The sequence below is a fragment of the Bradyrhizobium sp. JR4.1 genome (genome assembly GCF_040548605.1).
GTDB classification, from domain to species: Bacteria; Pseudomonadota; Alphaproteobacteria; order Rhizobiales; family Xanthobacteraceae; genus Bradyrhizobium; species Bradyrhizobium canariense.
On sequence record NZ_JBEPRY010000022.1, the window covers coordinates 63282 to 83607 of the forward strand.

The window sequence follows — 20326 nt, forward strand, 5'->3', positions numbered from 1 at the left end:
GAAGAGCTGTGTTCAAGAAGATTCTGATCGCCAATCGCGGCGAAATCGCCTGCCGGGTCATCAAGACCGCGCGCCGCATGGGAATTGAGACGGTTGCGGTCTATTCCGAAGCCGACCGCGACGCCCTCCATGTCGAGATGGCCGACGAGGCCGTGCTGATCGGTCCGCCGGCCGCGGCGGAGAGCTACCTGGTCATCGAGAAGATCGTCGAGGCCTGCCGCAAGACGGGCGCGCAGGCCGTGCATCCCGGCTACGGCTTCCTGTCCGAGCGCGAGGCGTTTCCGCGCGCGCTGGAGGCGGCCGGCATCGTCTTCATCGGCCCGAACCCGGGCGCGATCGCGGCGATGGGCGACAAGATCGAGTCGAAGAAGGCGGCAGCCAAGGCCAAGGTCTCGACCGTGCCGGGCTATCTCGGCGTCATCGAGGACGACAAGCACGCGGTCAAGATCGCCGACGAGATCGGCTATCCCGTGATGATCAAGGCATCCGCCGGCGGTGGCGGCAAGGGCATGCGCATCGCGCATTCGACCTCGGAGGTCGCGGAAGGTTTCAACCTCGCCAAGGCCGAGGCCAAGGCCTCGTTCGGCGACGACCGCGTCTTCATCGAGAAGTTCATCGTCGATCCCCGTCACATCGAGATCCAGGTGCTGGGCGACAAGCACGGCAATGTCGTCTATCTCGGCGAGCGCGAATGCTCGATCCAGCGCCGCAACCAGAAGGTCATTGAGGAGGCGCCGTCGCCGCTGCTCGACGAAGCCACCCGGCGAAAGATGGGCGAGCAGGCGGTCGCGCTGGCCAAGGCCGTGAACTACGATTCCGCCGGCACCGTCGAGTTCGTCGCGGGCCAGGACAAGAGCTTCTACTTCCTGGAGATGAACACGCGTCTCCAGGTCGAGCATCCCGTCACCGAGCTCGTCACCGGCGTCGACCTCGTCGAGCAGATGATCCGCGTCGCCGCCGGCGAAAAGCTCGCGCTGACGCAGAAGGACGTCACGCTGACCGGCTGGGCGGTGGAATCGCGCCTCTATGCCGAAGACCCGTTCCGTAACTTCCTGCCCTCGATCGGGCGGCTGGTGAAGTATCGGCCGCCGGCGGAAGTGAGCAAGGACGGCATCACCGTGCGCAACGACACCGGCGTGCAGGAGGGCGGCGAGATCTCGATCCATTACGATCCGATGATCGCAAAGCTCGTCACCCATGCGCCGTCGCGCGCGGCCGCGATCGAGGCGCAGGCCACCGCGCTGGACTCGTTCTACGTGGACGGTATCCGTCACAACATCCCGTTCCTGTCGGCGCTGATGCATCATCCGCGCTGGCGCGAAGGCCGGCTCTCCACCGGCTTCATCGCCGAGGAATTCCCCAAGGGCTTTGCCGTGCGCGTGCCGGAAGGCGAGGTCGCACGGCGGCTTGCCGCGGTCGGCGCCGCCATCGATCACGTGCTCGGCGAGCGCAAGCGGCAGATCTCGGGTCAGATGGGCGGCCGCATCGTGCAGCGCGAGCGTCGCCGTGCGGTCTGGCTCGACCGTCAGGAGATCCTGCTGGAGATCGCGCGCGAGGGCGAGGCGGTCGCGGTGCGCTTCGTCGACGCCGAGGGTAAGGCCGGCAATTCGCATCTGTTGGCCTCGCCGTGGAAACCGGGCGATCCGGTCTGGCAGGGCACCATCGATGGCCACTTCGTCGCGGTGCAGGCGCGCCCGATCGCCAACGGCATCCGCCTCGCGCATCAGGGCGTCGAGGTGCCGGTCTATGTCTGGACCGAAGCGGAAGCGACCTCGGCGCGGCTGATGCCGGTGGCGACGGCCGCCGATACCGGCAAGAAGCTGCTTTGTCCGATGCCCGGGCTGATCGTCTCGATCGCGGTAACGGAGGGGCAGGAGGTCAAGGCCGGCGAGACGCTCGCGGTGGTCGAAGCCATGAAGATGCAGAACGTGCTCCGCGCCGAGCAGGACGGCACCGTGAAGAAGATCCACGCCAGTGCCGGTGCGACGCTCGCGGTCGACGCGCTGATTTTGGAGTTTTCCTGAATACCGCAAGAGGCGACCTGAGATGGGCAGCCTGACTGCAGGAATTCCGGTTACTTCCAGGCAGAAGTGATGTTGGGCAGCTCGGCGTCACTTGGGATTAGGTGGACTTGATGAAAACCGAACGGTTGGCATTGGCATCGGGCTTTGCGCCTGCTTCACGCCAGGACTGGCACAAGCTGGTTGATGGCGTGCTAAAGGGAGCGCCGTTCGAAAAGCTGATTGGTAGGACGTACGACGACTTGAGAATCGAGCCGATTTATCTCCGCGCGAAAGACATTGCACTAGTCGACGGGCGGGCACCCGCGGCGCCTTGGCAGATCATGCAGCGCATCGATCATCCAGACGCGGTGACGGCCAATAGGCAGGCCCTTCACGATCTGGAGAATGGGGCGACGGGCCTGGCGCTCGTCTTTGCCGGCGCCAACAGCAGCCGCGGGTTCGGTCTCGATCAAACGGCAGGTACCGTCGCCAAAGCTTTAAAGGACGTCCACCTTGATGCCGGCATCGGGATTGAACTCCAAATTGGTACAGACGGGCGTAAGACCGCGATCCATGTTGCGGAATATGTGAAGTCGGTCGGTCTCGATCCTGCCGTCTGCGACATTCGATTTGGGCTCGATCCGCTGGGCGCGTGCGCCCTAAGCGGACGCAGTCCATACACTTGGGAAGAAATCGCACGGAACGTTGCCAGCACGATCAAAGGGCTTGTAACGCTGGGGTTCAAGGGGCCGTTTGCCGCGAGCGACGGGCGTATCGTTCATGACGCCGGCGGCTCAGAAGTGCAGGAGCTTGCCTTTGTGCTCGCCTGCGGCGTGGCATATCTGCACGCTATGGAGGCAGCGCGCATTCCGCTGGATCAAGCGCGAAGTATGATCTATGCGCGACTCACTGCTGACGCCGACCAGTTTTTGACTATGGCTAAATTCCGCGCGTTGCGACTCCTCTGGGCGCGCATCGAATCGGTGTGCGATGTGGCGCCGAGGCCGCTGTTCATTGCGGCTGACACGTCCTGGCGCATGTTGACCCGGCGCGATCCCTACGTAAACATGTTGCGCGCTACCTTGGCTACATTCTCTGCGGGAATCGCCGGTGCCAATGCGATCACAGTCCTGCCGCACACGTTGGCGCTCGGCCTTCCAGACTCGTTTGCCCGGCGCGTGGCCCGCAACACGCAGCTTCTGCTGCTGGAGGAAAGCAATCTTGCCAAGGTTAGCGATCCTGCCGCAGGTGCTGGCGGCATTGAGGCGCTAACAACGGAGCTTTGCGAGGCGGCCTGGAGGAGTTTTCAAGAGACTGAAAATGCGGGCGGCATTTTTGCCGCTCTACAGCAAGGAACGCTTCAGGCGAAGATCACAGCTACACGCACAGCGCGCTGTGCAAATCTCGCGAAACGCAGCGACCCGCTGACCGGAGTGAGCGAGTTCGCAAACCTTGGCGAAGGCGCAGCGGCGGTACTAAGCGTAAGACCGATGGCTCTTCCGCTTAGCTTTGATCAGAAGTTCGTATTCGACCCACTGCCGCCGATCCGGCTTGCGGAACCGTTCGAATCGCTCCGCGATAAGTCCGATGCGATATTGAAGCTACTCGGCGCGCGGCCGCGAGTGTTTCTTGCTAATCTCGGCACACCGACCGACTTTACGGCCCGCGCGACATTCGCCAAGAGCTTCTTCGAAGCGGGAGGAATTGAGGCTATCGACGGCGCCGGCTTCGCCGACCCAGCCGAGCTTGCCCTCGCATTCACGGGCTCTGGTGCCGAACTTGCCTGCCTTTGCTCCAGCGATAAGATTTATGCGGAGTGCGCCGAAATCTCCGCCCACGCGCTTCAGCAAGTCGGAGCTAGGCACATCTATTTGGCGGGACTTCCCTCTCTATCCGAGCCCGCGTTTCGGCGGGCTGGCATCTGCAGCTTTATTCACGTCAGTTGCGACGCCTTGGCAACGCTAAATGCCGCTTACAACCGGATCCAAAACCCGAAGGTTTCCGGATAATCGACAATCGAACGCGAACACTCAGATGTCATCCATCAGCGTTATCCCGAATTTTGCAAGTATTGCTTTCGAAAGGTGCTCGGTCGCCGCTTCTTCCGTTTCCGTCGATCCGTGGGTGACTCCGGAGGGCATTCCGGTCAAGTCGGCATACGGAGAAGCAGATATCGCCGGGCTCGATTTCCTTGAGACCTGGCCAGGCATCGCGCCGTTCCTGCGCGGTCCCTACCCGACCATGTATGTCAACCAGCCCTGGACGGTCCGGCAATATGCCGGCTTCTCCACGGCGGAGGATTCCAACGCGTTTTACCGCCGTAACCTCGTGGCCGGACAGAAGGGCCTCTCGGTCGCCTTCGATCTCGCCACCCACCGCGGCTATGACTCCGATCATCCGCGCGTCGGCGGCGACGTCGGCATGGCCGGCGTCGCCATCGATTCCGTCTACGACATGCGCACGCTGTTCGCAGGGATTCCGCTCGACCAGATGAGCGTGTCCATGACCATGAACGGCGCAGTGCTGCCGATCCTCGCGCTCTATGTCGCCGCCGCCGAGGAACAGGGCGTGCCGCCGGAGAAGCTGTCGGGCACCATTCAGAACGACATTCTGAAAGAGTTCATGGTGCGCAACACCTATATCTATCCGCCGGCGCCCTCGATGCGGATCATTTCGGACATCTTTGCCTACACCTCACAAAGGATGCCGAAATACAATTCGATCTCGATCTCCGGCTATCACATGCAGGAGGCCGGCGCGACGCAGGACCTCGAGCTAGCCTATACGCTCGCCGACGGCGTCGAATATCTGCGCGCCGGCCTCGCCGCCGGTCTCGACGTCGACCGCTTCGCGCCGCGGCTGTCGTTCTTCTGGGCGATCGGCATGAACTTCTTCATGGAGGTCGCCAAGCTGCGCGCCGCGCGCCTGCTCTGGGCCAAGCTGCTGAAGCCGTTCAATCCCAAAGATCCTCGCTCGCTATCGCTGCGCACGCATAGCCAGACCTCGGGCTGGTCGTTGACCGCACAGGATGTCTTCAACAACGTGATGCGCACCACCGTGGAGGCGATGGCGGCGACCCAAGGCCACACCCAGTCGCTGCACACCAACGCGCTCGACGAGGCTTTGGCGCTGCCGACCGATTTCTCGGCGCGCATCGCCCGCAACACCCAGCTGTTCCTGCAACAGGAGAGCGGCACCACCCGCATCATCGATCCCTGGGGCGGCTCGTATTACGTCGAGCGGCTGACGCGCGACCTCGCGGCCAAGGCGTGGGGCCACATCCAGGAGGTTGAGGAACTCGGCGGCATGGCCAAGGCGATCGAGGCCGGCCTGCCGAAGCTGCGCATCGAGGAAGCCTCGGCCAAAACCCAGGCCCGCATCGATGCCGGCAAGCAGGCGGTGATTGGCGTCAACAAGTACAAGCCGACCGACGAGACGCCGATCGACATTCTCAAGGTCGACAACACCAATGTCCGCCGCCTGCAGATCGACAAGCTGACGCGACTGAAATCCGAGCGCAACCAGAAGGACGTCGAAGCCGCGCTCGCCGCGATCACGCGTTCGGCCGGGGAAGGCAACGGCAACCTGCTGGCGCTGGCGATCGACGCGGCGCGTGCGAAGGCAACCGTCGGCGAAATTTCGGACGCGATGGAGAAAGTGTTCGGGCGGCACCGCGCCGAGATCAAATCCATCACCGGCGTCTACAAGCGGGAGGCGTCCAGCATGGGCAACCAGGTCGAGAAGGTTCAGGCGCTGATCGACGCGTTCGAGGAAGCGGAAGGCCGCCGTCCGCGCATCCTGGTCGCCAAGATCGGCCAGGACGGCCACGACCGCGGCCAGAAGGTGATTGCGTCGGCGTTCGCCGATATCGGCTTCGACGTCGACATCGGGCCGCTGTTTGCGACAGCCGACGAGGCCGCGCGGCAGGCGGTCGAGAACGACGTCCACATCCTCGGCGTCTCCTCGCTCGCGGCCGCGCACCTCACCGCGGTGCCGGAGCTGAAGGCCGCGCTGAAGAAGCAAGGCCGCGAGGACATCATGATCATCATCGGCGGCGTGGTGCCGCCGCAGGACTATGATGAGCTCTACGCCGCCGGTGCCGAAGCCATCTTCCCGCCCGGTACCGTGATCGTAGACGCCGCGGATCAGCTGATCCAGAAGCTCAATGCTCGGCTCGGGCACAGTGAGGCGGCATATAGTAAGCGCCACGGCAGATAGTAACGGCGTATCGGTCCAGATTGAAAGCTCAAAGCCGGGGCGTCGAACGTACGATTTGATCCTGCAGTCCGCAGGCAAAGTGCCTAACAGCGCAAATCTGGGCTTGGAGAAGATTGGTGTAAGATGCGACGCAAAGGTTTCGTTGCAGTCAATAGGCAAATGCGGACGAATTTGCCTCATATTTTCGCGATCGGCGATGTCGCGGGTAACCCGATGCTCGCCCATAAGGCGGTTCACGAGGGGCATGTCGCGGCAGAAGCGGCTGCCGGGCTCAAGAGCTTCTTTGACGCGAAGATCGTCCCGAACGTCGCCTACACTGATCCTGAGGTGGCCTGGGTTGGCATCATGGAACATGAAGCGGCCTCCTCAGGCAGGCACGTTAGATCCGCGAAGTTTCCGTGGGCTGCCTCGGGCAGAGCGATCGCCTCGGGCGCGTCTTATGGCATGAACAAGCTGATCATCGACCAAGAGACGCACCGCATCATCGGCGGTGTGAACGTTGGCCCGCACGCTGGCGACATGATTGGAGAAATCTGCCTGGCGATCGAGATGGGCGCCGATGCAATTGATCTCAGCAAGACCATCCATCCGCATCCGACGTTCGGAGAGACAATAGGCCTGGCTGGCGAAGTGTATGAAGGTGTTTGCACGGATGTGTTGCCGGGTCCGAAGAGATCGACCAAGCGCGCGAGCCACTAGAAATCCAAAAACCTGAGCCGGCATCAGGTGCCTCGCTGCCGTTCGTTCATAGGGGACCCGAATATGGCGGGGAGTTCTCGCAGGGAAGTAAAGGTACCTTTGAGCGTTCAAGAGGAGGAATTTGCCGCGGCATGTCGAGACTTCGTTCTGGAGACGAAACCTGATCTCGCGGCATCCATCGTCATTGTAGACAACCAGCTCAGGATTGTGAACGATCCGCATGTTCGGCTCGCGTTTGTAGAACTTGGTCTTGCCAGATTGGTACGAGTTCTACATCTCGCAATCGAGGGCAAGGCGATTGCGCTCAAAAGAGTGCCAAGACTCCTGTTCGACCTGGCGAGCTATAGAAGGAAGATACTCCGCGCGCTAGGTAGGGACGATTGAGGACAGCCCCTCGGGTCACTAGCACGATTCATTCAGCGCGCAGAGTCATGGAATAGATACTCATCGACGCAACGGGGACCGGCAGTCATCCCTTGGCAGGAGATTCGGATCTCTGAATTGCAAAGGCGGGTACGGCGGTGCGGGCATTGCGAGATCGGAGCCGGGCGATGAAATGAACCGGACGCGTGGAGCCTGGTGATCGGGACCTTCCAAGTCTCGCGCGCGCTCTTTGTCGTGCTGTCGAAATCGTACGACCCGTCAAATGCCGGAAACGGTGCGGAGAGATGCCGACTTCAGCACAAAATGCGGTCTGACATGTACGATAGTATTGCTGCCGGAGGTCGTTCGTTGGGTTTCTACGATCGAATTCCGCATTCGGCGTCTGCGAAAGATTTGCGATCTCTCGTTTTCCTCCCTCTACTCGGCCCGGCGCGATCGCCGGGCCCTTTTTCTCGGCTGCTGACGATATCTAGTGCCGCTCGAAGCCGGTTGATCAGCGTCGTATGATCTTCTTCAAGATTTCGGTGAGCGCTCGAAATTCATCTTGGGTCAGCGGAGCGAATGTCTCGCCGGAAATCTCGCCAATAGTTTCAATCGCTGCGTCCGCTATCCGTCTTCCCTTCTCGGTCAAATCTATCTCGCGTCGCCGCGGATCCAGAGGGTCTTTGGAGCTCTTGATGAGGCCGCGAGATTTCAGGCGATTGATAACGCCGGTGATGGTCGCCGAATCATAATGAATTAGCCGTCCTAAGTGGTTTTGCGAGCAAGGGCCTACCTCCTTCAATTTCGCTAGCGTCGAGAATTGGGGCCCCGTTAATTCTTCAACCATCTTAGCGGCAAAGATGGACGTGTGAGTACGGAGCGCGACTCGCAACAAAAAGCCCGGTGCGTCATCCAGCCGGTACGAATCTATAGCTTCTTTCACTTTCCCGGCCGCGCGCGGCTTTGTCTTGGGTTGCACCACTTTTTGCTTCCTTGCCGTAGGTTGCCTCAGTTCAAAAAATACAGGCCTCAAGCTCCGAAGGTCTCCGGTGCCGGCCGATTGTCTACATTTCCCGACCTAGGAAATCCATCTTTGTTCGACTTCATTCTGTTTAATGCGATTTGCTTCGTTGAGAGCCCCGGAAGTGGCTCGCTTCGATGCGTCCGTCGTTCGCATATCGAAATCCGCTCCGCCTAAGAGGCAAACCCATTCTCGCACGCGCTGGGCTAGACCGATTCGCTCCGGCTTGCCTCCGATCACGGGAAGAGAACATCTAATACTTGCAAGCAAGTGCAGCACTTGCATACAAGTGATAAATGTTGTAGTGTCCTAAGATTGCTCCCCGGACCTTGGCTTCACGCCTTACGGACCGGCGCACCAAAGTACCATCGGATTTGCGTATGTCGGCGATTGACAACATGAGTTCCGTTCGGCCCGACCTGATCGAAAAGGTTACGGGCCGCGCCGAGTACGTTACCGACCTGACGGTTCCGGGGATGCTGCATGGGTTTGTGGTTCGCTCGCCAGCCATTCATGCCCGCATCGCTTCTATCGATTCGAGCGTTGCACGGGCCATGGACGGCGTGGTGGACGTGCTGATCGGCGAAGACGTCGCCTCGTTCGGTAACTGGGGCGTTGTGCTTAAAGACCGGCCGATCATTGCGACCGACCGCGTGAGATATGTGGGCGAACCCGTCGCCGTGGTGATCGCGGAGACAATCGAGATTGCAGAAAACGCCGCAGAACTAGTCGATGTGGGATACGATGACCTTCCGCGCGCAACGACCATCCAGGAAGCCCTGGCGGAAGAAGCGCCGCTCATCCACGAGCGCCATGAAAATCTGGAAGACTTTTATTTCAAGGGCGGCGCCCGGCCGACCCAGAACACCAACATTTTCCACACTTACCGGAACAACGTCGGAGACGTTGACGCGGCGGAGGCGACCGCAGCGTATATCCACGAAGATCGCTTCACTTTCCCGGCCATTTCTCACTTCGCAATGGAGCCGCATGCGGTCATTGCGGATTTCCAGCGGGACTCTCTGACGGTTTGGGCAGGTGCACAAACGCCGACCGCTGTTCAGAAAGTGCTATCGCGCCTCTTCGGGCTGCAACTGGCCAAGGTCCGGGTGGTCGTTCCGTTTGTCGGCGGAGGGTTTGGCGGCAAGGCCTCGGTGAAGATTGAGCCTTTGGTCGCCGCTGCTTCGTGGAAGGTGCAACGCCCGGTCCGGATTGCCCAATCCATAGCTGAATCGATGCTCACGTGCAGAAGGTTGGGCGCCGACATCACGATTCGAACGGCTGTGGACGCCAACGGACGGATCCTCGCCAAGAGCGCCAAACTGCTGCTCGATGGCGGGGCATATTCCGACACAGGCTCGGCCGTCGCCACTAAAGCGGCAAATCGCATCATGGGCCCCTACGCGGTGCCCAATCTGCGTCTTGAGGCCTGCGCGGTCTACACGAACACCGTTCCAGGTGCGGCGTTCCGCTCGATCGGGGGGCCGCAAGCTGTTTGGGCCAAAGAATCGCACATGGATAATGTCGCGGCGGCAATCGGCATGGATCCGTCCGAGTTTCGGTTGCGGAATTTGGCGTCCCGCGGTGAGCGCATCCGCCCCGATTTGCGGGCGTTCGATATGGATATGAGTGAGCTGATGGGCCGAGTGACCCAGTCGTTCGCATCGGAGGTGAAGGCCTCCAACCGGCAAGCGCGCGGATTGGCAGTCGCCGCGACCGATCCGGCCAATACGCCGATTAGTAACGCGATCGTACGTCTCAAGATCGACGGGTCGATCCTCGTTTCGGTCTCCAGCATTGAAGTCGGCCAGGGCGCGCACGCGACCATGGCGCGCATCGCATCGCAGACCTTGAAGCAGCCAGCCTCCGCGGTAACCGTCTTGCGCACCGATACGGCCGTCGCCCCTTACGACTGGGGCACAGGCGCAAGCCGATCGACCGTGGTCGTCGGCCTTTCCGTCGAGAATGCCGCACTCGACGCAGCCGATCAGATACTCGAAATGGTTGCTGATGTTTGGGAGCTTCCCCGGGAGAACCTCTCGCTTGTTGAGGGCGGTGTCACGACCGGATCCGAGGTTCTCACTTTCCACCAGATTTTTCACCGCACGCTGGGTGTCGATTCGGGAGAGGTCATCGGCCGCGGCGCGATTACGCCACGCTCGAAGAAGGGCGCCCTGGTTGAGTCCCCTCTGTTCTGGGAGACTTCCGCGGGCCTCGCTGAAATCATTGTCGATGAAGACACCGGCGAGATCCATGTCACCCGATATGCCAGCGCCGCTGACGTCGGCCGCGTGATCAATCGCGTTGCGGCGGAAGGGCAGGACGAGGGGGCTGCAATCATGGGCCTCGGACACGCACTTTATGAAGTGCTGGAGTTCGAGGATGGCCAGCCGGTCAATGCGACGCCGATCGATTATTCGATACCGCGCATCTCCGACGTTCCCCCCGTGTTTGACACCATCCTTGTCGAAAACGGCGACGGTCCCGGTCCAGGCGGCGCCAAGGGAATGGGCGAGGGAGCGATCCTTCCGGTCGCGCCCGCGATCGCCAATGCGCTGTTCTCCGCCTACGGCATTCGGATCACCGAGCTGCCAATGACGCCCGAAAAGGTATGGCGCGCCCTGCAGAAGAGGAACTGAATTCATGGAATTCAATATGTCGATGGTGGTGCCCGCGACGCCGGCGGAGCTTTGGAGCACGCTGATCGACGTCCCTCGCATATCGGGTTGCATCCCCGGCTGCGAAAATGTCGAGGAAATCGAGCGGCTTGCAACTTACAAAGCGACCGTCAAACAGAAGATCGGCCCGTTCAAGGTCGAGGTCCCGGCCGACATCATCGTTGAATCGATAACGGAGCCGTTTCACGTCCGCACGCGCGCCACGGGCCGCGACAAGATCACCGGGACGAGGCTGGCGGTTGTTCTCGACGTGACTGTGACGCCGGAAGGGGCGGGGTCCACATTCGCCGTGGACGCGAAGGTCGACGTGCAAGGTCGCCTCGCGACTATGGGGTTCGGCGTCATCAAGCGTCGCGTCGATCAGAACTTCGAGGAGTTCGAGAAGCGGCTCAAAGAAATGTTGGGCGCGACCTGATCATGCTGCCTTCACCCTTCGCATTCGAGAGGCCTTCGACGATTGCCGGCGCCGTACGTGCGGTCGGAAAGTCCGGTGACGGCATGTTCTACTCCGGCGGAACTGAATTGCTACTGGCGTTGAAGTTGCGCGTCATCCATACGGACCGGCTCATCGACATTAAGGGAATCAACGGACTTGACCGCATTGCTCTGAACGATGCGAATGACATCGAACTCGGTGCGCGCTGTACGCACAACAAGATCGCCAATGATCCTGTTATTCGCGCGCATGTGCCGGCGCTGTCCTCGCTCTGTGCCAACGTTGCGAACATCAGGATCCGCAGCGTTGGAACGATCGGAGGCAATCTGTGCTTCGGAGAGCCCCACGCCGATCCGCTGACTATGCTCGCGGCCTTGGACGCACGGCTGGTGCTTATTGGCCCCAGCGGTACGCGTGTCGTTCACGCTGACGATTTCATCCGAAGTGAGCTGGAAACGGTGCGGGAGCCGGATGAGCTTCTGACAGTCATTGCGTTTTCGCGCCCTACCGGACCGGTGACCTATCGGCGGTTCAAGCATGGTGAGAGGCCCTCGGTGAATGTCGCGATGGCTTGGTCGCTGGGCCCCAGCGGAAGGACGATCAGAAGCGCCCGCGTGCGGGTCGGAGCGCTCGGTTCGCGACCTCAGCCTTTGAAGGCCATCGAAGATGTCCTCCAAGGCATATCCGTCGCTGAAGTCCGCCCGGCGATCGAGGCGGTGCTCCCGACGGCGCTGGGCGAGTTGGAAGTCAACGAGGATCGGCATGGCGGCGCCGAATATAAGCGGCACCTTGCAGGTGTCTTGCTTCTGCGAAACGCGGACGAGGCGATCGCCGCAGCCGGGAGCGCGTGAAATGACACATGTGCTGCCCATTTCGTTCTCGCTGAACGGCCAGGCGATCGCGATCGACGTTCCTGCCCATACGCTATTGATCGACCTGATCCGGGATCGCCTTGGCCTGAAGGGGACGAAGCGCTCCTGTGACATGGAGGTGTGCGGCGCCTGCACCGTTCTGCTCGACGGTGAGCCGATCTCGAGTTGCACCACGCTCGCCGTCGATGTCGATCAGCGGGAGGTCACGACGATCGAGGGCGTAACGCCGCCCGAGGGCCTATCGCGGATTCAGAAGGCGTTCGTGCTTCACGGCGGCCTTCAGTGCGGCTTCTGCACGCCGGGCTTCATTATGGCTGTCACAGCGTTGCTGAAGGCGACGCCGCACCCGACTGACGAAGAAATCCGTCACTACCTGCACGGCAACCTCTGCCGCTGCACCGGATACACCAAGATTGTCGAGGCCGTAAGGAGCCTTGCCGCCGAGCAAGTCTCCGAAGACGCCGCCGAGCCCGTCGCAAGATAGCGCAATGTCGTTTGGAGATATCATGATTCTTGAACAGGTCAGTAAATCGAGTGTCCTCATTGCCGGCGCCGGCATCGGCGGCTTGGCGATGGCGCTTTCGCTGCTTCGTCGCGGCATCGATTGTGACGTATTTGAGCAAGCGTCCGAGTTGCGCGAGGTCGGAGCCGGCCTTTGGATCTCCATGAACGGCGTGCGCGTTCTTCGGGATCTCGGCCTCACCGAACAGGTCGAGCAGAACTGCATCGCGGCCGAGCGACGCTCGATCCGGCTCTGGAACACCGGTGATAGGTGGCCCCTCTACAACCGCAGCTCCGACGCGGCGCGCAATCAGCCCTATCTGCTGCTCCGTGCTCACCTGCTGAAGATTCTCGTCGACGGCGTGCGCGAGTTGAAGCCGGGCGCCATTCATCTGAGCGCCCACGTTGTCGGGTTCAGTCAAGACGACGAAGGGGTTCGGGCCAAGCTTGCTGATGGCTCCGAAGTCGAAGGACGCGCGCTGATCGGCGCTGACGGTGCGCATTCGAAGGTCCGCCTTGGCCTCATCGGCAACATCGAGAGCGAGTACACGAAGGCCATCGCCTGGCGTGGTCTCGTGCCCGTCGACCGCCTTGCGCGGCATCAGCGCGAACCCGAGGTGGCAACCTGGATCGGACCCACCGCTCATGTCACTGCCTATCCGGTCCGTTGGCAGAACACCGTCATGATGACCTTTTCGGGCCAGGTCGACCATGACCACTGGCTCCTCGAATCCTGGTCGGAGAAGGGTTCTGTCGAGGAATGCCTGAAGGACTTCAAGGGCTGGCATCCGGACATCATCGAACTGGTCGGGAATGTGGATACCCTGAACAAGTGGGGACTGTTCGTGCGGCCGTCGCTGGGTACGTGGTCGAAGGGGTGCGTCACCCTGCTCGGCGACGCCTGCCATTCGATGCTGCCGTACCTCGGGCAGGGCGTGAACATGGCCCTGGAGGATGCATCCGTCCTCGCCCGTTGCTTCGAGGAGAATCCCGATGACATCGCGGCGGTATTCAAGACGTATCAGGGCCTGCGGCTCGATCGCACCACCAAGGTCGCAAAGTCGGCGGCCGGCATGCTGCCGATCTTTCATAACCAGGCGCTGTGCAAGCCGGAGACAGCGGGTGACTACATCAAGACCCAGTGGGCACCGGACGCGACGGCTGCGCGATACGATTGGATCTACCAGTACGACGCGGCCACCGCGCCGCTTCACTGACATGCTCACGATTGTGACCTCTGGAGCGCAACAGTGACTGGCACCAGGCACCCCTGGGACGACGTGATACCGCTGGACGAGCGCGAAACCTATGCCCTCGCAGGGCTGGGTGGTGCGGCGGGATTCGGCAGACGACCGGCGTTGCTGGTCATCGACGTGCAGTATCGTTCGGTCGGCGACCGGCCGATGCCGATCCGCGACGCGATCAAGCAATACCCCACCAGCTGCGGCGAGGCCGGTTGGCATGCGATCGCACACATCGCCGAATTGGTGCTGCTGTTTCGCGAGAAAGAACGGCCGGTGATTTTCCCGCATGTCGCGCGGAAGGTAGGCCAGGACCAGGGCGCGTTCTCCGCGAAGATCCCGGGTATCATGCGGATCCCGTCCGAGGGCTACGACTTCGTCCGAGAGGTGGCTCCGGAGCCCGGCGAGTTGCTGCTGCCGAAAACTCAGGCAAGCGCGTTCTTCGGCACTCCGCTTGCGACTTATCTGATCGGTGCCGGCGTCGACTCGCTGGTGGTGACCGGCTGCACGACCAGCGGCTGCGTGCGGGCTTCGGTTGTGGATGCGTGCGCGCTGAACTTCAAGTCAATTGTGCCGAGCGATGCGGTCTACGACCGCTCGCCCACGTCTCACGCCGTCAACCTGTTCGATATCGCCAGCAAATACGCGGATGTCATGCCGACGCAGGTCGCCATCGAGCGGCTTCGCGCGCTGTCGGATGACCACACAAAGGATCAGCAGACGTGAGCGGCGCCGCGGCATCCGGATTGCTTTACGGCGCCAATGTGCACGCCAACGGCATTCGGCAGCATTATTTGCGGTTCGGCGGGACCGGGCCGGAGATCATCATTGTCCCTGGCATCTCGACGACTGCGGCGCAATGGGCCTTCATCGCAGAACGCCTGTGCTCCGGACACGACGTTTTCGTGCTCGATCTCCGCGGTCGCGGCCTTTCCGAAAGCGGCCCGCATCTCAATTATTCGCTCGACGCATGCGCATCCGACCTCATCGGGTTCGCTGAAGCGCTTGGAATGGGCCCTTATACGCTGCTGGGCCACTCGATGGGCGGCCGCATCGGAATCCGCGCCGCGCGTTGGCGGCCATCGTCCATGGACCAACTGATACTGGTCGATCCGCCGGTCTCCGGTCCCGGACGCCGCGCCTATCCGATTCCGGTCGAACCGCTTCTCAAATTGCTTCAAAGCGCGAAGCGCGGAGAAGCCGACGCGGCGCTGCGAAGCCCCTCTGCTCCGCGGTGGCCCGAGCTGCACATCCGCACTCGGGCCGAGTGGATGCATACCTGCGACGAGCGTGCTCTCATCGAGAGTCATAAAGGCTTTCATGACGATGATATCCACCGCGACCTCGCCCATCTCGGCGTTCCCACCGCATTGATCGTCGCCGGGCGGGGAGGGGTCATTCGACCCGAAGATGAAGCGGAAATTCGCGGATTGCTGCCGCCGATCGCGATCAGGACGCTGGAAAGCGCGGGTCACCAAATGCAGATCGACGATACCGAGGGCTTCCTTTCGATCGTCGAAGAGCTTCTAGCGCGACCACGCGATCGGTTCGACGGCCGCGTGTCTACGTTCGGCAAACAGGAGATCAGTGAAGATGTCCCGACAAATCGTTGATGTTGAAATGCTCGAGCTCTTCAAGGCCGAGCTGACACTCTGCAAGGTGAAGAAGGGCGAAGTCGTTGCGGTCCTGAGCGGCGGCGAGGATCAGCAGGAATACGCCCAGGCCTTCATGCTGGCCGCGCAGAGCCTCGGCGCAACGACCTTTCATCTCAACGTGCCCAAATACGGCCAGGGCAAGGTCGCAGGCCTGCAGGGCCGGCATGCGCTCACGGGCAACCAGCCGGCGATCGATACGCTCAAGCGCGTGGACATGGTGATCGATCTCCTGGGGTTGCTGTTCTCTCGCGAGCAAGCCGAAATTCAGGAAGCGGGCACGCGCATCTTGCGCGTGATGGAGCCGTTCCACATCCTCAAGAAGATGTTCCCGACCGAAGATCTGCGCCGGCGAACGGAGCTTTCTCGAACCCTCCTCCAGTCGGCCAGCAAAATGCGGATCACGTCGCCCGGCGGAACGGACGTAACTTATGGCCTGAAGCAATACCCGGTCATTTCCGAATACGGATACACGGATGAGCCCGGGCGCTGGGATCATTTCCCGTCAGGCTTTGCCTTCACTCAGGCGACCGATGGCGACGTCAACGGTACGGTCGTGCTGATGCCCGGTGACATCCTCTGCGCGTTCAAGCGTTACATCCAGTCGCCGGTCACGCTGACCGTGAAGGGCGGTTATATCGTCGACCTCAAGGGCGAGGGCACCGACGCGCTCCTCATCAAAAACTATATCGACAGTTTCGGCGATCCGCGCGGCTGGGCGATCTCGCATATCGGCTGGGGATCGAACGAGCGTGCTACCTGGCACCACATCGCGGCCTCCCAGGTAGTCGCGTCGGAGCACATCATGAATGCGCTTTCCTTCTACGGGAACGTCCTGTTTTCGACGGGTCCGAACACAGAGCTCGGCGGTACGAATGACACGCCGTGTCATTTGGACATCCCGCTTCGCGGCTGCAGCCTGTGGCTCGACGATATCCACATCCTCGACAAGGGCGACTTTGCTTATCCGGAATTGAGAGCGCCGGGCCGCTAGGCCCCCGCGCATCAAAATCGGTGCCCGGAGCCGCATTTGCGACTCCCAACGACGCGGAAAGCGTTTCGATAACGACCATCAATTGTCCAGTTCTCTCAACGGGAAGCGCACCACATGTCTACGGCGATCGGAACTTCGGAAGATTACACGGCGAGGCAACGGTATTCGATTATGATCTCGGCGATGCTGGGCTACATTCTCGACTTCTACGACGTTCTGATCTTTCCGTTTCTTTTGCCCGCGATCCAACGGTCGATGTCGCTATCGTTGGCCGAGGTCGGTTCACTGCAAGCTCTGACATTGTTCGGATCGGCCATTGGCGGCGCGCTGTTTGGCATCGTTGGTGATCGACTTGGCCGAAAGACCTCGCTTCAACTCACAATCGCGCTGTTCTCGGTTGCCGCGATCATTTCGGCCTTCGCATGGAATTACTGGTCGCTTGCCGTGCTGCGGTTGATCACCGGCATCGGTCTTGGCGGCGAGTATGGCGTAGGCATGGTGCTCTTCAACGAGGCCTGGAAAAAAGGCAGCCGAGGTTTGGGGGCGGCCGCGCTTCAAGGCTGTGCCGTGATCGCGTCATCCACGGCTTCAATCGTTGGCATTTGGCTTATTGCGACGTTCAGCGACGAATGGAGCTGGCGCATCGGCCTGCTGAGTGGCGGCGTACCCATTCTGCTGATTATCTTCATTCGTTTCTTCATGCCTGAATCCAAGATTTGGCTGGAGTATGAGGCCCAACGCAAGGTCGGTCAGGTCACCGGAGAAGCTCGCACACTTCCCCTTGCGGACCTTTTCCGCAATGGGCTAGCACGGCAGACCGTCATCGCGTTCGTATGGCTGATGAGCTACATGCTCTGCTATTACAGCGTCGTCTCCTTTATTCCGACGCTGCTGCTGCGGGATATGCATACACCGGGTGATATCGTTCGCACGACAGCCGTTCTGCTCTCGGTGGTCAGCGGCATTTGCTACCTCGCGAACGGATATTTCAACGACAGGGCTGGCCGCCGCTTCGGAGCCCTCGTGCCCGCGCTTTTTTGGGTCGGGTCTTTGGTCGGTATGGCCATGTGGGGCAGCCAGCTCTACGCCGGATCGAAAGCCGAATGGCCGATGTTCTGGCTCTACATTTGCTTCGGCATTGGCAACGTAGCGCTGGGTGTGACCGGCGTCTGGATCTCTGAACTCTATCCGGTCAACCTGCGGGCGACGGCGGTGTCTACATTCTATATGGGAGGGCGCGGGCTCGGCAGCATAGCCCCTGTGATTGTGCCTCTCGCGGCCGCCCATTTCGGCGGAAGCTTGCTCAACGGCATGGTTGCGGTGGCCCTTCCCGCTGCAGCGATCTTCATTCTCGCCTCTCTTCTGCTTCCCGAAACCCTTGGTCGGGATTTATCCGCGAAGGGTTTTAAAGTCGGCACGGAAACGGAGGCCACGATGAAGGCAGCTTCGGTGTCGAGCGTTTGACGCTGGTGGAAGGACATTGACCGGCGAGATGAGGGCTGTCGCCGTGCTCATCTCGTCGATGCATGCGTAGGTAAAGGAGTTGGCACTCCGTCGTCCGAGCTTGGTCAAAGATGCCTGCCAGACTCTCTGACATCGACGTCCTCGTCGTACCGTAACGTTGATCGGGCGACGCGCGAGCGTTCGACAGCCATTGTGAGAGATAATCTAGCACCGCTTTTGAACGCGGTAAGCCGCCGGCCCGTCGGGGCGCAAGTGTTGTCCGATCTGTGGGGGTAACGAAACCTAAACATATCACTTGTACACGAGCGATAATCTCTGTGCCCGTGCCTGCCGGCAATTGCCTTGGAGACGTTCCTTGAAACCACTCAATAATCTGCCGATCACTCCCAAGATCAGCATTCTGGTTGCGGTCTCTATGCTGGGCCTCTTCTCGGCTGGACTGCTTGCGGGCTATTTGATGCAGAAGGAAATGATCAATTCTCGGGTCGAGCAGACCCGCGCGATCGTCGATATCGCCAAGAACGTTGCGTTGGGCTTGCAGAAGCAGGTTGACGCGGGCCAACTCACCAAAGAGGCCGCAATCGCGGAATTCTCACATCGGGTTCAGACGATGACGTATGACAAGGGTGCGGGATATATTTTCGCAAATACGATGGATGGTGTCGCGGTTGCCTCCCAGGATCCGAAGACAATCGGGGTCAATCGTCTCGACGGTAAGACAAACGGTCGTGCGCTGATCCGGGAACTGCGCGACGGCGTGGCAGCGAACGGTGATGTTGTGCTGCGTTACGAATTTATGCGGCCCGGTGAAAAGGAGCCGATCAGGAAGTTGTCCTACGCAGTAGGCATTCCTGGATGGGACATGTTTGTCGGTTCCGGCGCGTATCTGGATGATCTTGATGCCAAGCTACAACCGATCATGTGGTCGCTTGGCGGGGCTATCATCGTAATCGGATTGGTCTCGGGTGTCATTGCCTGGTTCCTAGGCCGCACCATCACTAAACCATTGGCAGCGCTTGGCACTTGCATGAAGCGGCTCGCTGACGGCGAGCTCGAACAAGACATTCCAGGCGTGGGTCGGAAAGATGAGATTGGCGCAATGGCCGCTACCGTCCAAGTGTTCAAAGACAACGCAATTCGTATTCGGGGGCTAGAGCAAGTCGAGGCCGAAACTCAACGGCGCGCCGCTGCTGAGCGCCGTGCCACATTAGAGAGCATTGCGAATGATTTTGAGCAAAGCGTCGATGGCATTGTTCGTGTGGTCGCCGCCTCGACCGCCGATATGCAGGGCACGGCGGGTATGATGACGATGACCGCCAGCGATGCCAGTATGCGCGCGGCCACCGTCGACGCTGCGTCAGAAAAAGCGTCTGGGAACGTTGAAATGGTAGCCGCCGCCGCCGAAGAATTATCTGCGTCGGTAAGAGAGATATCGCAACAGGTGTTGCAGTCGACTGAGGTCGCACGCCAAGCCGTTGGTGACGCTGACCGCACAAACGATACGGTGCAGGTCCTATCAAGTGGGGCCGAAAAGATCGGTGAAGTTGTCCAACTCATCCATAGTATCGCCACGCAGACCAATCTCCTGGCCCTCAACGCAACTATCGAAGCGGCACGTGCGGGCGACGCCGGACGCGGATTTGCAGTGGTGGCCGCGGAAGTTAAGGCGCTTGCTAATCAGACAGCAAAGGCAACGGAAGAAATCGCCGGGCAAGTTGAGACTATGCAAGCAACTACGAATGACGCGGTTCTCGCCATTAACGGAATTTCGCAGACGATCGCTAGGATGAGTGATATCACGTTAAGCATTTCCTCGGCGATCGAGGAGCAAAGTGCTGCGACGAGCGAAATTGCGCGCAATATCCAGTCCGTCGCCGCGAGCTCCAGCGAAATCAGAGTACATATAGGCAGCGTCAGCACCGCGGCGGCCGCCACAGGTACAGCAGCGGGCGAGGTTCTCACTAACGTGCGTGGGTTGGAGAATCAGTCGAATAACCTGCGTGTGGCGGTAGACCAATTTCTGACCAAAATGCGGGCGGCCTGACCGGACGTTCCTGCCGGCGGCGCATCGCTCGTGGCCGTGCTGACGTCACTGTCCCGAGTGCGCAGCGTCTCGGAAGTTGACGAGGCTGCCTGTGTGGTTTTCGAGAGAAGGACACGGCTTATGATGAATGCTGCTTG

General features: G+C 60.7%; 15 protein-coding genes. 14 read left to right on the forward strand and 1 reads right to left on the reverse strand.

Annotation, left to right across the window (positions count from 1 at the left end; all coding sequences use genetic code 11):
* Positions 1-8: 8 nt before the first annotated feature.
* The 4 genes from ABIB90_RS31790 to ABIB90_RS31805 all read left to right on the forward strand — a co-directional run bounded on the left by ABIB90_RS31790 (position 9) and on the right by ABIB90_RS31805 (position 6920).
* Complete coding sequence (locus ABIB90_RS31790) at positions 9-2024, forward strand: acetyl-CoA carboxylase biotin carboxylase subunit (protein ID WP_354202069.1); 2016 nt, start codon at positions 9-11, stop codon at positions 2022-2024.
* A 110-nt stretch (positions 2025-2134) separates the two neighbouring features.
* Complete coding sequence (locus tag ABIB90_RS31795; protein ID WP_219679303.1) at positions 2135-4012, forward strand: methylmalonyl-CoA mutase family protein; 1878 nt, start codon at positions 2135-2137, stop codon at positions 4010-4012.
* A gap of 34 nt (positions 4013-4046) precedes the next feature.
* Complete coding sequence (gene scpA, locus ABIB90_RS31800; protein ID WP_354202089.1) at positions 4047-6221, forward strand: methylmalonyl-CoA mutase; 2175 nt, start codon at positions 4047-4049, stop codon at positions 6219-6221.
* A 123-nt stretch (positions 6222-6344) separates the two neighbouring features.
* Complete coding sequence (locus tag ABIB90_RS31805; RefSeq protein ID WP_354165010.1) at positions 6345-6920, forward strand: oxidoreductase dimerization domain-containing protein; 576 nt, start codon at positions 6345-6347, stop codon at positions 6918-6920.
* 877 nt (positions 6921-7797) lie between these two features.
* Here ABIB90_RS31805 and ABIB90_RS31810 read toward each other — a convergent pair.
* Positions 7798-8268 carry a MarR family winged helix-turn-helix transcriptional regulator gene (locus ABIB90_RS31810; RefSeq protein ID WP_354165013.1) on the reverse strand — a complete coding sequence of 157 codons (471 nt, stop codon included), beginning with the start codon at positions 8266-8268 and terminating at the stop codon, positions 7798-7800.
* 419 nt (positions 8269-8687) lie between these two features.
* Here ABIB90_RS31810 and ABIB90_RS31815 point away from each other — a divergent pair, with 419 nt between their 5' ends.
* The 10 genes from ABIB90_RS31815 (at position 8688) to ABIB90_RS31860 (ending at position 20189) form a co-directional block, all read left to right on the forward strand.
* Complete coding sequence (locus ABIB90_RS31815; RefSeq protein WP_354202070.1) at positions 8688-10946, forward strand: xanthine dehydrogenase family protein molybdopterin-binding subunit; 2259 nt, start codon at positions 8688-8690, stop codon at positions 10944-10946.
* A 16-nt stretch (positions 10947-10962) separates the two neighbouring features.
* Complete coding sequence (locus tag ABIB90_RS31820) at positions 10963-11400, forward strand: SRPBCC family protein (protein ID WP_354165019.1); 438 nt, start codon at positions 10963-10965, stop codon at positions 11398-11400.
* A gap of 2 nt (positions 11401-11402) precedes the next feature.
* Positions 11403-12272 carry an FAD binding domain-containing protein gene (locus ABIB90_RS31825; protein WP_007594422.1) on the forward strand — a complete coding sequence of 290 codons (870 nt, stop codon included), beginning with the start codon at positions 11403-11405 and terminating at the stop codon, positions 12270-12272.
* Position 12273: 1 nt separating this feature from the next.
* A complete protein-coding gene (locus tag ABIB90_RS31830) occupies positions 12274-12777 on the forward strand; it encodes a (2Fe-2S)-binding protein (protein ID WP_007594419.1) in 504 nt (167 codons plus the stop codon).
* A gap of 22 nt (positions 12778-12799) precedes the next feature.
* Positions 12800-14011 carry an FAD-dependent monooxygenase gene (locus ABIB90_RS31835; protein ID WP_354165023.1) on the forward strand — a complete coding sequence of 404 codons (1212 nt, stop codon included), beginning with the start codon at positions 12800-12802 and terminating at the stop codon, positions 14009-14011.
* A gap of 33 nt (positions 14012-14044) precedes the next feature.
* Complete coding sequence (locus tag ABIB90_RS31840; protein ID WP_247385000.1) at positions 14045-14761, forward strand: isochorismatase family protein; 717 nt, start codon at positions 14045-14047, stop codon at positions 14759-14761.
* A complete protein-coding gene (locus tag ABIB90_RS31845) occupies positions 14758-15648 on the forward strand; it encodes an alpha/beta fold hydrolase (protein WP_354165026.1) in 891 nt (296 codons plus the stop codon). Before ABIB90_RS31840 ends, ABIB90_RS31845 begins: the two co-directional genes overlap by 4 nt.
* The gene (locus ABIB90_RS31850; protein WP_247495137.1) at positions 15629-16681 is read left to right on the forward strand and encodes a 2,5-dihydroxypyridine 5,6-dioxygenase NicX family protein; all 1053 of its coding nucleotides are present in this window, start codon (positions 15629-15631) and stop codon (positions 16679-16681) included. The genes ABIB90_RS31845 and ABIB90_RS31850 overlap by 20 nt, the downstream gene beginning before the upstream one ends.
* Positions 16682-16795: 114 nt before the next feature.
* A complete protein-coding gene (locus ABIB90_RS31855) occupies positions 16796-18145 on the forward strand; it encodes an MFS transporter (protein ID WP_354165030.1) in 1350 nt (449 codons plus the stop codon).
* A 355-nt stretch (positions 18146-18500) separates the two neighbouring features.
* Positions 18501-20189: a methyl-accepting chemotaxis protein gene (locus ABIB90_RS31860; protein ID WP_354165033.1), complete on the forward strand. Its 1689-nt coding sequence runs from the start codon at positions 18501-18503 to the stop codon at positions 20187-20189.
* Positions 20190-20326 lie beyond the last annotated feature (137 nt).